This window comes from Chloroflexota bacterium (assembly GCA_034717495.1).
GTDB lineage: Bacteria > Chloroflexota > Anaerolineae > JAAEKA01 > JAAEKA01 > JAYELL01.
This window is the reverse complement of sequence record JAYELL010000101.1, coordinates 103,537-118,084: the sequence shown is the minus strand read 5'-3', so window position 1 is coordinate 118,084 and position 14,548 is coordinate 103,537. Positions and strand designations below refer to the sequence as shown.

General features: G+C 56.6%; 9 protein-coding genes. 2 read left to right on the top strand and 7 right to left on the bottom strand.

All coding sequences use genetic code 11. The features are described 5' to 3' along the window. Positions 1-72 precede the first annotated feature (72 nt). Complete coding sequence (locus U9R25_18265; GenBank protein ID MEA3337841.1) at positions 73-3,138, bottom strand: C25 family cysteine peptidase; 3,066 nt, start codon at positions 3,136-3,138, stop codon at positions 73-75. 364 nt (positions 3,139-3,502) lie between these two features. Here U9R25_18265 and U9R25_18260 point away from each other — a divergent pair, with 364 nt between their 5' ends. Next, positions 3,503-3,790, top strand: coding sequence for a PqqD family protein (locus tag U9R25_18260; protein MEA3337840.1), 288 nt, complete (start codon positions 3,503-3,505; stop codon positions 3,788-3,790). A 379-nt stretch (positions 3,791-4,169) separates the two neighbouring features. Next, positions 4,170-5,303, top strand: coding sequence for a hypothetical protein (locus tag U9R25_18255; GenBank protein ID MEA3337839.1), 1,134 nt, complete (start codon positions 4,170-4,172; stop codon positions 5,301-5,303). Here U9R25_18255 and U9R25_18250 read toward each other — a convergent pair. Genes U9R25_18250 through U9R25_18225 form a run of 6 tightly spaced genes read right to left on the bottom strand, consistent with a single transcriptional unit; the run spans position 5,254 to position 14,528 of the window. Beyond that, on the bottom strand, positions 5,254-6,933 hold the full coding sequence (locus U9R25_18250; protein ID MEA3337838.1) for a radical SAM protein: 1,680 nt from the start codon (positions 6,931-6,933) through the stop codon (positions 5,254-5,256). The genes U9R25_18255 and U9R25_18250 overlap by 50 nt on opposite strands. Further along, positions 6,920-7,429, bottom strand: a complete 510-nt coding sequence (locus U9R25_18245; GenBank protein MEA3337837.1) for a hypothetical protein — start codon at positions 7,427-7,429, stop codon at positions 6,920-6,922. The genes U9R25_18250 and U9R25_18245 overlap by 14 nt, the downstream gene beginning before the upstream one ends. A 30-nt stretch (positions 7,430-7,459) precedes the next feature. After that, positions 7,460-9,415, bottom strand: a complete 1,956-nt coding sequence (locus tag U9R25_18240; GenBank protein MEA3337836.1) for a DUF4012 domain-containing protein — start codon at positions 9,413-9,415, stop codon at positions 7,460-7,462. After that, positions 9,412-11,268 (bottom strand): DUF2723 domain-containing protein, encoded by a 1,857-nt coding sequence (locus U9R25_18235; protein ID MEA3337835.1) that lies wholly within the window; start codon positions 11,266-11,268, stop codon positions 9,412-9,414. The genes U9R25_18240 and U9R25_18235 overlap by 4 nt, the downstream gene beginning before the upstream one ends. 21 nt (positions 11,269-11,289) lie before the next feature. Further along, complete coding sequence (locus U9R25_18230) at positions 11,290-12,192, bottom strand: hypothetical protein (GenBank protein ID MEA3337834.1); 903 nt, start codon at positions 12,190-12,192, stop codon at positions 11,290-11,292. Positions 12,193-12,197: 5 nt separating this feature from the next. Next, positions 12,198-14,528, bottom strand: a complete 2,331-nt coding sequence (locus tag U9R25_18225) for a hypothetical protein (protein ID MEA3337833.1) — start codon at positions 14,526-14,528, stop codon at positions 12,198-12,200. Positions 14,529-14,548: the final 20 nt, after the last annotated feature.

Genomic DNA, 14,548 nt, shown 5'->3' with positions numbered 1-14,548 from the left:
GGTGTCTGATCAGTCGTTGAGAGAGCCCCGAACCAGTTGGCGATGGTAGCATAGGGGTTTGGGCCTGTCAAATCAATGATTCGTGATAATCTGCAAAGCCGGATCGCCGAGCAAGCCGAAGGTATCAAGCAGGTCCAGGCTTCTTCCCTGCGCTTGAAGATGAACCTTGCCGGCAATCGCTGCCAGTCCAAACTGGGAAACATCCTGCTGAAACAGGGCATCGAAAAACCCGTGATGCAGCAAATCATGTCCCGTTGCCACGCCAAACCCGGTGGCGGCCCATCCTCCTACCGACCCTCCCTGGTCCCACCCCAGAAGACTGGCTTCAACACTTGGATAGTAGATATCGGCGAAGTTGCCGCTCAGACAGGCCATATCCAAAAACACTGGAAGCCTGGCGCCGTTATGCATCTCCAGAATGTCGTTGCGAGTGGCCGGGTTGGCCCTCAACAGCCGTTCATGGGCCCAACCGGTTGTGCCCGAGTGGCCTGCCCAGTTCACCATCATGCGCCCTTCATTGATTGCGTCTAGAATGGCCTGGGTTGCCTCGGGCTGGGTGCGATAGCGGAAAGGTTCGCCATCGTCGTCATCGGGGATTGGATCGAAGTAGATTCGATCGATGGCATAGGACTGGGGCACCTGGGCAATGACCGCTTCAGACATGGCTTCGAAATCACCGGCATTATCCTTGTCGTCCGCCACAAAGGTGATCGTCTGTTGCCACGCGCCGGGCGGCGGGGCCGTTTCATAGCTGATGATCTTGTTGACCATCACCATGGCCTCGGTCAGATCATGTGCGGGAAGACGGCCGATCGCCATGTCGGGCATACGATCGGCACCATTGACGGCGGCAAACTCGTTGTCGACGGCAACCTCACAGACCCAAGGGTCGACGCAGGCGAAATAGGGGGGAATGAAATTGGGATATCCCGCCGACCCGGTGGTCATGCGATAGTCAAAATGACCCCCACCCAGCAGCAATATGTAGGTCGGTTGCGGCATTTGCCAGTTGTGATAGGCGTAGTCGACGAAGTCGCGGATGGCGCCTGGGTCGAGGCGGCCACCGGAATATTCGTCGTAAATGTCCTGGACGTCGATCAACAGCGTTGTAAGTCCCTGGCCTGCCCGGTGATCCCGCAGCAAACCGGCTGCGCCGGCGAAATCATCGTGGGTGATCAACAGATAATCGGCCTGATTGGCTACATTGCGCAGGTCAGAACCCCTGTCGCGCACGATGGCCGGAACGCGGTTTATGCCATCGAGCGAAGCCACTGCAAAGCGGTGTTCACCACTCAACGAACGTTGAAACCGTACGCTGATATTGCCCGACGTTGCTTCGCCGCCCGCGCCGAAGGCCGGCAAAAACAGCTTTTCGGACAGGTCGGTTTGTCCTTCGATCGTTGGACCGGCCTCTGTTGCCGAATGCGTTCCTCCGGTCTGGACACCGGTCAATCGAAGCGGCGACAGTGAATCTGTCACGTCAAACACAAATGCGCCCGGTTGGGTGAACCCCTGAATCTCGAACTCTAGCGCCCCATAGCTTTCGGACCCGAACAATAATCGATCGTTTCGAGCCCTGGTGTATTGGCGATATCCCAGTTCCACCCGATCGAGATAGGAGTGATCCAGGAATACCCCCGGGAGATCGCCCGGCGCGTTAAACTGGATCGTGTTCAGCCCGGCAATCAGATGGGAGGCTGGGAACTGGACCTGCTCGATAATCTCCTTCTGTCCGTCCCACAACAGATCTCCGACCTGGTGGCCGTTGACCGAAACGGTCACGTGATGGTCTGGATTTACGTCGGGGATTTTGGTCCACCCCATCAGACGCACCCTCAACGTGGCATTGTAACCATTGGTTACTGCGTCATTCAGCACTGCTGAAATTTCCAGGTTCGGGTTAAACAAGTTATGGATTTCGGCCCAATACCAGCGAGGATAGTCTGGCTCCGGTGCAGAATAATCTGGCAGGTCATGGCGGAAAATAAAGTCCTCTTCCAGTTGAATACGTTCGGGAACGCTGCTTTCCGGCGGCAGGCCAGACGGCGTCGCGTCGATACTCGACATTCGCCTTGCCTGATTCCCGACGGTCAGCCAGAAGACGTCTGTTTCGCTGTACAGGGAGCGTGGCACATCGGTATAGAAGATCAACGCTTCGCCCTCGTCGAAACTGGCGTCGGCGTCGCCGTGAAAGGTAGCCGCCAGTTCCTCTCCATTGTGCCACACCTGAAGAAGCGCTGGATCAGCCGTTGCCAACGGGGCCAGAGAGGCATCCTGGAGCTCCTGCAGCGTGACCTTGTACAAGCCGGTGTGTCTTAGCGAGGTCTTGAACCAGGGGCCGGCCATGTCGCCGGGATAGCCAATGTTGCTGCGCGCCACTTCGCGCAGGTCTGGTCGATGGGGCGCACGCCATTGTCTGGCCTGTTCGAAATTGAGAAGCTGGCTGCGAAGGATAGGATCAAAGGGATCATTCCCCTGGATCTCCCCGCCAGCCAGCCAGCCAGCTTCCTGGCCAGAAAATGTTACTTCCACACGCAGATAGCGGTGGACCCTCAACTGGCCCGTGGCCGGGTTATATTGCAAGGGCCGAAGAACGATCCTGACAAACCGCTGCTGGCGAATGAAGCCGATTTCATCCACAACAACAATATCTGCAGGGGCAAATTCATCGGTAGTGTAGAATCCCTCGTCCAGGGAGTACCGTTCGAGAACTCCCGGAACCAGATCAGGCTTGCCGGTCTCAGGGTCATAGTTGATCTCTCTTTTCAACACGGGAGCAATGTGGAGCGGCTCTGGAAACTCTTCTACTTCGGTCTCCAGGATACGAACCGTGACCTCTGCACCGACCGGAATTCCAACCAGGAGTCCCCGCTGCAGTAATTCAGCTTGTCCGATTTCGCCATAGGCACCGTATTCTGGTAGTTCGAGACGATGAAACTGATTGCCTTCAATCGACACCTCTTCAACGACGGGTAATGGCACGGAGAGATCAAAAACAAGACCAGACGACTCCGTACGCAGCAATTGCGGACCGTCAGACTCGGCCAGGGCGAGAGGTAGGGAATACCTGTTGAAGCCCCCGGCGAAGGTGACCAGTAAAACGGCAATCAAACAGAAGCGACTGAATACCTTTGACATCCAGATTTATCTCCCAATCGTTGTTTTCCTGTGTCCAAACGGAGACCGGCGACGAAAACAGACCCGTACAGGCTTTTGGCTGAAAACACTTCAGGATCAGACGACTCTATTTGCGGCAGCCTGAAAGGCGAGTCGTCGCACGTGCGCGGCTCAGACTTCAGACGTAGATGCCAGGACTGAAGTTCCCATGCCACTACAACCATAACAGCAAACACCGATTTTCGAAGTAATCCAGCCGACACCAGGGCAAAGCATTTCATCGAAAATTAAGTGGCCTCTGTTTTCCCTTGACAAATGCCAAAAGCCTATGCTATAATTCAACCGTGTTCGCTGAACACTAGTTCCAGTGGCGTCCTGCATTGTTATGCCTCAGTTATCCCTTGAATCACAAGTTGCCAAAGATGCAACGTATGTCATCGATCGAATCGTTGACGGCGAAACATTGCTCATCGACCAAAAGAGTGGAGAATTCTTCAGCCTCAACGCCGTTGCAACCGAGATATGGGCAAGCCTTGATGGTTCAAAAAGCGTTGGCGATTTGGCTGCTATGATTGCCGACAACTATGAGGTAGAGCCCATGATCGCACAAAAGGACGTATTGGAACTGGTAGGCGATCTGGTAGATGAGGGTCTGGTGACCATTGTGGAATGAGTTCTGATGCCCACGCTCACCTTCAGCACGGCCCTAGCAAGCAATACGACTCGCGTTGGTGGAGTTAGAATTTCAACTGTGTAGATGATTTTGGGTAGGCCGCTCGCCTGCGCATTGCACGCCTACTCTTGCAGCGCCTGAGGCGCAAGACAACCCACGGAGGTCTTATCGTGAATAAAAATGTTCCAGTCAAGAAGACGTACAAAACCCCGAAACTGACCAAGCATCAGCGGCTTCAGAAGGTGACGTTGGGTACAGTCACGCCTACCGGCAATTGGCTTGAGCCTGGTCAGTAGATTCACCTCGTTACAAAGTACCATCCGTCGCTTGCAAGACAGGTATTAGCGCTGGCTGCTGGCCCTGCCTTCAGCAGAGTTGTATGGCTAAAAGGGAAGTTGTTTTTGGCTTCCCTTTTTTGCGTTACCAACGATTAAGCGTTTTCACCGACAACATGTCAGGCGTAACCCCGGCCCAGTTCTTTCAACACCTGGAAGCCACTTTCGAGTCGATTCCCCTTTCACAACAGCGCTTGATCCAGGTCGGCCCCTGCGCGACGCGCATAAGATCGAGCAGCAAGCGGATGGACGAGCGCTTCAACCGCCCACTCGTCCATCTCGAAGAACCAGCGCCAGGGGTGGCACCCGATTTCACCCTTGATTTTCTCGACGTGGCCGCGACCTCGATGGCTTTCCCCAGGCTCCCCTGGCCCCCACAGCAACGGTCGGTTGAACAACAAACCGCTGAGTACGGCGAAGGGCCCTTTCTATTCACCCTCCATGGCAACCAGGTGTTCACGGCCAGCAACTTCTCAAAGTCCCGTACCCTCGGATTTGTACGGGATCCCCGGAACTGGCTCCCCGACCATTACAAACAGGCGATTTTCATCACACTTTATCAGCACCTGCGCCGGTACGGACTCCAGTTGGTGCACGCCTCAGCCATCGCATTGAACAACAAGGCCATCCTGATTGCCGGCAAATCGGGGGCAGGCAAAACAACTGCGATGCTCTCCTGCGTTCAGCAAGGCTTCGATTTCCTGGGCGACGACACGACAATCTTGCTTCGATCGCAGGATCGTGCATTGACGGTCGTTTCTCTGTTGAATACCCTGAACGTCACCGATCAAACCCTGGCCTGGTTTCCCCGGCTCCGACCCCACGTTTCCGATCCTCCCAACGCTGTAGGGAAACATCTGGTTTTTTTGAACGAAGCATACCCGCAAAGAATCGCTTTACAAGGGGAAGTTGCCATCATCCTCGTTCCCGAGGTCATCGATGGATCGGAAACAACGCTGGAGCCGGCGAACAAGATGACTCTTCTGAGCGAATTACTCCCCTACAGCCTTGATCTCCACGATCCTGCCCAGGTTTCCGAACAACTGGCCTTCCTGGTCGACATGCTGGAGACCCTGCCCAGTTTTCGATTGCGCCTGGGCAGAGACCGCCACCGGTTGCCCGGGATTCTCAGTTCACTTCTGGCAAAAACGCCTGGAGTTGCTGAACCCGCTCCATGATTTCCTGCTGGTCTCTCCAAGACCCGTCCAGCAACTCACGCTGCGAAATCGATCCCTCATTCGCTACCTGAGCCAATCCCCGCCTCAGCAGATTGTAGGGAATCCGAGTCAACGCAAAAAACTCCAGTTTCATCTCGGCCAGAGCGCGTAGCCTCTCGGCGTCGCTTTGAGATTCGCCGTTTGCGCTCAACTCGATCTCCATGGTGGGGATCCCGTCCAGCAACGCAAAAGAAACATCAAACCATTGCGGACCCATAGACATTTCAAACGCCCTCAGCAGATCGAAGACCTGGGTCACTCGTCCATCTTGAAAGCTGTATGGAAGGTTGCTGTGAATGCTGCCAGTGGTCCCCCGTTCTCTGGCAATTTTTTGGCGAATCGGAGTACCGGGAAACAGGAGTAGACCACCAAAAATCAATGGCGGAAAGTACCCAAAAAGCCCTTGCTCCTCCAGGAACTGTAGATTATCCTGCAGGTCACCCAGCGCGCTGCCAGGTTCAAACATGATGAACTCGACCTGAGCAGCTACATCGTTGTCGTGAAGTATTTTTAGCGCCTTGCGATTGAGTTCCACTGAAGTTTCTTTGACCATCCGTTTCAACGATGCCTCGCTGCCACTTTCGATACCCACGCTAACATAGCGCAAACCAGCATCCCGGAGGGCCGGAAAGTAACTCTCTCCTCTGACAATCTGGTCGGCCCTGGTTAGAAAGGCAAAAGAGAAGTCCCGCCCTGTGGCAGCGTAGCCTTCCACGATCGCCTGTGCCCGCTCAGGCCGCACAAAAAAATTATCGTCTTGAAACTCGAAATGCCCGGCGCCAAGGGTATCTGCCACCTCGATCATCTCCGCCACGACGTTCTCCACGCTGCGGCCGCGCCAGGGCTTTCCACCCCCATCTCCATAAAAGGTGATGATCGAGCAGAAGCTGCAGCTAAATGGGCAACCCCGGCTGGACATCAGGGAGACTCGCAGGCGCACCGTTCCCGATACTGTGTCATTGTACACAGGATAGGATGCCAACCCGGGAAGAAGATCGCGTGCTGGAAAGGGGACCAGGTCCAGGTCCCTGGCATTGGGACGGCTGCTATTGGCAACGATTTTCTCCCCGTCTCGCCATGAAACGCCCGCAATATGGTCCCACCTGATATGGCTCAGATCATTTTCTGCCCGGTTTTGCTGCCAGACCTCCTGCCAATGGCACATGATCTCAAGGAGTGTCTGCTCTCCCTCCCCGCGCACACAGATATCCACCGATGGGAAATCTCTAAGTATCTCGCGGTGGGCAAAGGTGGGGTGATAGCCGCCCAGTATGATCAACGTGTCAGGAAAAGCCGCCTTGATCCGGTCGGCCAACACCACGACCGTCTTGATCACCTGGGAAACGGTGGAAATACCGACCACCGGATGTCCCCCGGTCGAACGCACCTCCTCCACGAAAGCTATAACCTCTGCCGTTACCTGGTCGATTGGTGTTGGACCATCAACATTCGCGTCCAACAGCCGGCAAGACACGTTTCCCTGCGTTCGTAGTGTCGAGGCCAGGTAAGCGATACCCAGGGGTTGAGCGCCACGAAACTCCCGAGTGTTGTAGTCCGGCGGACTGATCAGCATTACATCAGGCACGGGCATGAATCTTCCTGCGCCCCCCTATTACCATAATCCCTAGCGATACCATTGCAAATAAACTGCTTCCACAGGGTAGACCCGCCAACAGGTCACCTTTCTGCGATTCAGCCAGCGCGCGGGTACGCTCCAGACGAGTCGCCCGTCCCGACAGTTCGATCTCTTCCAGTTCATACCAATAGGTGTTGCCAGCGATGACCTCGGTGTCGGTAAAGACATAGCTACCGCCACGCAATGGATCGGGCGCACCCGGAATCAACCGCCCGTTGATCTGAACCCAGGGGCCCTGCTCACTCTGCGAACGGTAGATGTTGAATCCGGCCGTGTCGACCTCGGTCTCAGTCGACCAACGAATGACAATTGGCCGGCCAGGCGTCTCTTGCTGATAAGTGACATCCCTTGCGATGCTGGAAAGATTGCTGCCGGACGCCATTACCATGCCGGTCAGGCTCAGCAGCAGCAAGCCAGCGAATGCCCCCGCAACCACAGTAGATCTGATCACAATAAACTCTTTCTGTCTCGCAGATTCGGTCTATCTCACCCGTTCAAAGGACAAGTCCGTATCGCTTGCCAGCCAGAACAGGACTGTATTTTCGTCTTGATCCAGGCCACTTTCGGGCTCGACGAGTTGCCAATCACCTTGCGAGTCTGTGAGCATCACTGTCACCGGCCAGGAAGGTGTGCCCGGTTGCTTCTGAACACGAAGGTCGTATCGGTCACCACCGATGGTACCGGCAGGCAGCTCGTATTGCAAGCGCACCTGGTGCTCTTGGCCGGGCGGAAGTACGACGAAACCGGCCAAAACTGTTGTGCCGTGCTCGCCGGGGAAACTGGTCACGGTACCTGGTTCAAAACCCGAGGAATCCTGCAACGTAGCGCCGCCCGGCACATATACCCGGATATAGTTGAAATAACAGCGACGAATCATGTCCTCATAACTGTCACCATAGCGCGACTCATGAACACAAGGCGCCGATCCCGGCTCACCCCTGTGGGTATAGGTGATGTCCAGGACAACCTGGGCAATGCCGGCTTCGCCGGGCGTTACCCGGGTGACCACCTCTCGATCGACCAGCGTGTTGACCTTGTTCCAGCCCACGTTGCTGTCAACCACCAACAGATAATCGCCATCTCCAGGTTGCAGACTGCCATCCCAGCCTGTCCGCGCCAACAGGTCCGCGCCGGCGCGATCGTTCAAACTGATCAGGATGTGCTTTTCCTCGAGGGCCGTATACAGGGCCCGAGCCAGCTGCCCCAGATCAGCCTGGCCCGACTCTACCTTGCTGCGGGCAGCTCCAGCAAGATCGCTCATGAAGTCCTTGCGATGGTACCACCACCCGGCCTTCTGGGGATCGGCAATCGTGCTTTCCGTTTCGAAGGGTGAGGCCCAGATGGTTCGCATGGCTGTAATCAGGTTTTCACCGGTCACAGGTTCCTCATAACCGGGCAGTTCCAGAGGCGCCAGAGCATCCACGATAAGACGGGCCGCCTCCATATCGAAGGCAATGACCCCATCACTTAGCTCATCCCTGTTCAACTGGTACAACGCTTGTGCGACAACCGCCGATGTTGGAAAATCGGGCGACCAATTGGCGTCGCGAAAGAGCAAAATCTCGGCTTGCATATAGGTTTCCAGGTCAGACGGCGCTGGCGGATGGTCGACATCGGCGCTGTAGACCAGATGGCTGTCCTCAAAATCCAGATCTGACAACTCACCGCCATCGATCTTCAGAAAGCCCACGCCTGAGATAAACCCCCCCGTTGGCCGTAATTCTTCACTGTTCTGAGCGAGCAGCAAATAGGTCCTGGCCTCCTCACCCCCAAACAGACCAGGTGCTGCCCGCGCCAGATCGATACCCGCGTCAAGAAGGGGCAAGTAGTCATCCAAACGCTGGATCTGATCGGAAAGACGAGGGTCGAGGGCATTCAGATCGAGTTGGGTTCGAGCGGCGGCGACCTGACTCAAGGCTGCGTCGGCCTCAGCCCAACTGGATTCGGCCTGGTCGAGCGCAGAAACAACGCGAGCCATGGAAGAACCTTCGCCCGGTTCTTGAAAAGCCTCGAGTACCGGCAAGGCTCCTTCCATGGCCGCTCGCCCGGCGGTGGCTGCCGCCAATCCCAATTCGAGCATATCGGACGACGCCCGTGCCTCGTCGCCAACCTGAGGCAACCAGCCCATATGGCGGGTCAGGGGCAAAAAGGCTGAAATCTCTGCATCAATCGTGGCCAGATTGGCTTCCAATTTGGCCAAACGATAGTGGAACTCCCGCACGGTCTCTCCATCCAGTTCTGACATCGACCCGAGATCGATTCCCTGGAGCACCCGCAGATCATCCAGCGCGCCCTGGGCCGCAGGCAGAGTACGAATCCCCTTGGCGGCCGCAAACAGGATGAAAAGCAGCAGAAGACCTACAAGGAGGCCACATCCGATCCTGCCCGGCGATGAGCCCTTTTCAGTTGTCTGCCCGTAGGAGTGTTGTTCTATCATAGAGAGTGTATACGGTACCACAGGCCAGGATTTTCGCCAAAAAAAATCGGCGTCAGGCAGCAATTCCAGAATTGCCAAATCCCTGCGCTGGAGTCTAGCCTGGGCGTAGCCCCCATCATGGTTAGTCGGCCATCCGGCCATGCTTGCGCCAGTTGACCCGACTGACCCGAAAGGGGACTTCGCACAGGCCAGATTAGGAGAATTTCTGCACCTCGCGGAGCGGGAAGGAGCTGCCATAATCCACCAGGGAGTCCCTCCCCACCAGGCCCAGTCAGGTCGACCGGGATCAACTGAAAGGGGTCGCTCTCGGAAAACCCCATGGACGCCAGATCCAGGCTGCCTTCGGAAGCCGCAGTCACATACACGGGCCGTTGGCGACTCGCGTCGCGTAGAACTTCCGGCAGCATTACGCTGGGCATGTCTCCAGCCAATGCAGGATGGGTGTAACCGACCGTTTCCCGATAGCTGTCCAGATACCACAGGTCGCGGCTAATCACCATCACGTCGGGTCGTACGCCCAACCCATAGCGAGCATACCAGAGCGCGAAAGTTGCCCGGTCGCCGACCGTAAGCAGCAGCGCGTTGGGCGCGACATTTGAGAGCACGGTCTCCACGAAGTCCTCCGCTGCCGACTCCCGGCGCAGGTTCTGTGCAGGCCAATGAATGACGAGGGGAATAATCACCAGCGCCAGACAGAGTACCCAGGTAATGAAACCACCCCTGTCATCAAAGCGTACCAGCCACCCGGCAATCGCAGCCAATCCCAAGCCGGCGGTCACGGCGACAAAAGCCCACCCGGGAAGCAGGGTGAGAACCGAATCGCTCGTGTCGAAACTAATGGCCCACATCAGGCCGAGAAACAGGGAAAGCAGGGCACCGGAGACCAGCATCCGGTTGCGGCGAAAGGCCAGCGCGATGCCCAGTAACGCAAGCGCAATTCCCCATGGCAGAAAATCTCGCCAGAGCATGGCAACCCAGGCAATCAACCGGCCAAGCGCATCCCATACATCCACGGCAAATACAAATGGACGATACAGCAGACCGGTGGCCAGCCACCAGAAATCCCCGGTGCCCTGAATATTGCCCCAATTGATGGGAGGACGCCCAGCCGACGCGAGTGGTAAATAAGCATACACAGTGAGTCCAGCCAGGCTGGCAAAAACAAACACTGCAGGCACAATCCAAGCCTGCCCTCCGGACCGTCGGTGCCGCAGACCATCCCACAGGAAGAGGATAACCAGGGACACAAGCCAGATACTTGTCAGGTGATTGCCGAGGGTCAGCCCAAAGACCAGGCCGGCTGCCACCATCCAGACCACGTTGCCGCCGAAACGCCAGCGTAACAGGCAGAATACCATGGCGGTAGCCAACGCCATGTGCAGGGCGTAGACCTCGACCACAGTCGATTGCCCCCATACGGTGGGGGCAAATGCCAACATCAGCCCAGCAGTCGCTGCCACTAACATTTGCAAGGCTGGGCGCGTCAGAAATGTATCGATATCTGGCTTAGATTCTCCTGGCAAATGACCGTCCCTGCGCAAGTGGGGCGAGATCAGAAGCTGCACGATGGCGGCTACCAGGCTTGCCGCCAGGGCGCCGCAGATCGAGGAAAGCAGGCTCACGCGCCAGGCCGGCGTATTGAAGGGCAGATAGGTGAATAGCCGGGCAAGAAGGGTGTAGGTTGGATAACCGGGCGGGTGGGGGACACCGCTAACCAGGGCCGCGGCAATCAAATCGCCGCCATCGGCGCTATCGTTGGCCCAGGTAAGGCCGCTGGGCGACGAAAGGGAATAGACCGCCAGAGCGACTCCAAAAACAAAGATCGGTGGCAGCCATTTCTGCAGACGGGACACGGCCAGATTTCGCCGTTACAATCAGTTGCCGGTCGGTGGCAGCCAGGCCGGCGGCAGGGCCCAGGTCCAGAGCCACGTACTGGCTCGCTGGTCATCCGCCGCAACCCATGCCTGGTTTTCGATGACAGTGCCCAGCGGCTGTTCACCCCGTATGGTCAGCATCAGCTGTATTTCCGCTGTGCCTCGAGGTGGCACCGTGCCGAGCTCGGCGATCACGCCACCTGGCATGACGCGGGTTGTCCCCTGGGTCACACTGGCATCAACCAACTCAAGGGCCGAATCCAGTGGATTACAGACTACGACGTCATGGACAGGGGAACTTCCAAGATTCTTGAGATTCAAGCTCAGTTGAACATTCTGTCCTGGCACCGCCATGAAGAAATCGCTGCTCCCCTCGAACATCAGTGTTGGCAGTTGCTCCGGTATAAATCCTGGCGTCGGCCAGGTCAAACAATCCTCCGGCACAAACAGAGGCACCGGAACCGGAGGAACCACCGGCGTCACAGCCGCAGGAAGGGTCGCCGTTGGTTCCACTGGGCCCGGCGTGCTGGTGGGTTGTCCGGGAACGGGCGTATCGGTCGGACGAACCGGGGTCAACGTGCTGGTGGGCTGTCCAGGAACAGGCGTATCGGTGGGTCGAACCGGGGTTGGGGTACGCGTTGGTTGAACCGGCGTGCTGGTTGGTACAACGGGCGTATCCGTAGGTCCACTGGGCGGGTCGGTTGGTGTTGGGCCACTGCCGGGAGATGTGGGGGTTGGGGTGCGCGTTGGCACGGTCTGAAAATCGGGAGCTTGATCAGGAAGCGCCCAGGCCACAGGCAATGCAGCCAGCGAGCCAACGATCAATGTTGCGGCAACCACCCAGAACAAGAGTGCCCGTGAATGAAAGATGGTTCGTTCTGTTTTCTCGTTTTTGTCAGCCATGGTGCTTATTCGCCTCCCAAATAATCTGGCGGGATCATGTGACTGATCTTGTCCAGCACGGACGGGAATTCTGGTTGATGCAATGCCGCAGGCTGAGGCAGCTCCACCTGTTGATCCAAGGATTCAATCCCGTCTCCCAGCCCTGACAGCATCGTCGGAATAAAGACTGCGTGGTCCGATAACAGGAAACTGATCTGAACACGGTTGTTATCCAGGTTCGTTTCCTCCGGCACAGGAATCACTTCAATGGTCATATCATGAAAGGCTGGCGGAACATCTGTCCAATCGAACTGCACAGTGGTCGGCAGTGTCATGGTGCTGGGCGTAATCACCACATCATCGATTGCAACGCCACCTGCGTCCGGGTCGCCGCGCCAAAGCCTGATGACGACCTGGTTGTCAGCCGTGCCCAGGCCTCCCAGGTTTTGCAGGTCCGCCAGAATAGTGACATCCGCTTGCTGGCCAGAGCCAGGATGCGGGATAGTCTCGGGAATCGTCCTGGGGTTACTCAACGCCAGATCGGTGAACGGTGGTGCGTCCAGGGGAACACTCAGGTAGTTGTTCGATTCGCAGGGTTCGTCAACCTGGCCGAGTCCATCGACATGGAGAACAAGCACGTTGCTACCATCGGACACGGGGTACCAATTGTGATTGGTCGAACCACTGGCGTTGCCAGAGTAGCGCGCTGAAAGGCCACTGAACCACTGGCTGCTGACCGTGGTCCATCCATCAACCAGGTTCATATAAAACGAGCCAGAGTCGATGGTTCCCTTGTTGACAGCGCCAGCCTCAACCTGTACCCAACTGGGTGCACTGGCAAATAAAGACCATGTGGACGTGAAAGTAAGCGACGCTGCTGCCAGATCAACATAGTCATTGGATCTGGGCACAACATAGCCGGCGAAGTCCTCTCCCAATGCCTTTATCTGGGTTGTATAGGGGTCAAACAGGCCACTCTTGTTGATGAAGCCATCGAACTCCTCGATTGCCAGCGAAAACCAGAACCACTCCTGCAACAGTCGATTGCCGTCGGCGGGGTAGCCGGTGTCCGGATCGGTGAAATCGCCGGCCAACAGATCGAAGCTATTCAGCATGAACTGACTGACCCTGGGGTAATCGAAACCGAATTCCTCCGGCATGAGAATCCCATACTCCGTATGGATCAATGGCTTGTCCCGCTGGCCGTGGTCCGCCATCCACTGCCTAAAATCGCGGATCTGTTGCTCGATCATGGCGATATTGTCATGATTTTCCAAATCCCTCTCGATATGGGCTCGAGGCCTGGCATGACTTTCCAGCCGTCCATTGGGAAGGCCGGCAGTAGAGGGCGCCTCGATCGCATCAACCCGCACCCAGGTATTGAAGGATGGCGGTGTGTTTTCCCCTGTGACACGCAGCCGGATGTGATGCCGATCGCCAATGGGGGGAGGGTCGCTGGTCAGCCCGCTGATAGTCACCTCGGTCATTCCCCAGTCGGGCGCATAAAGATCCACCGTCGCAACCGGTACAGGATTCAGATCAGCGAAGATTTCCACGATGCCCGCGTCGGGCGCTGTACCAAGGTGAACAGTGACTTCGCTGCCGTGGAAGGCAAACCAGGCCTGGCTGCCAAGGTGGTTGCTGAGATGGATGATGTCATCGCCCGCCGGACCATAGCCCGCCTCAAACCACTCTCCTGACTCATTGCCGGTATAGCCGGGCGCATTGTCAATGCCTGGAGGCAGGTCAAAGCCCCACATGCGATGCATTTCGTTGCCCACATAGGTATGCACGTTCCACATATCGACCGGAATATTGGTACCGTACATGTTCTGATAGGCCGCCAATACTTGATTCAACCATTCCAGACGCAGCTCCGACACCTGTACCACACCGTTGATGACAAATTTCGCCGTGGGATCTGCAGCAATGATGGTCTCGTAGGCATCGTGATAACGGCGGGCATACACCTCCGGTGTGACATTGTCCTGCCAGATAACATCCGCCTCGTTGCCGATAATCCAAGTGGTTCCCGGATTGAGGCGGGCTGTATCAGTAAGCTGCTCACCCGAGGGGTAAAAGGCATTCTCAGTGATGCGGATCATCCTGTAGTAGTGCATCTGATTGGGGTGAGAAGCGTAGGGGTGTGCCAGCCAATTGAGGTAGCGTCCGGCCGAGAGCAACTCAACATCATAGAGATCGATGTTGGTATCGGAGCGCACTGTCACGCCAAATCGTTCGGACAACGAGGGATAGTAGCAGTTCGACTCCCCCGGGTCGGCGTAGGAAGCCAATGGCATCAAAAGCATGGAGCCCATCACCAATATCAATAATACCCAGTTTCTAACATTTCGCATGGAATTCTCCAAAGCGCCAT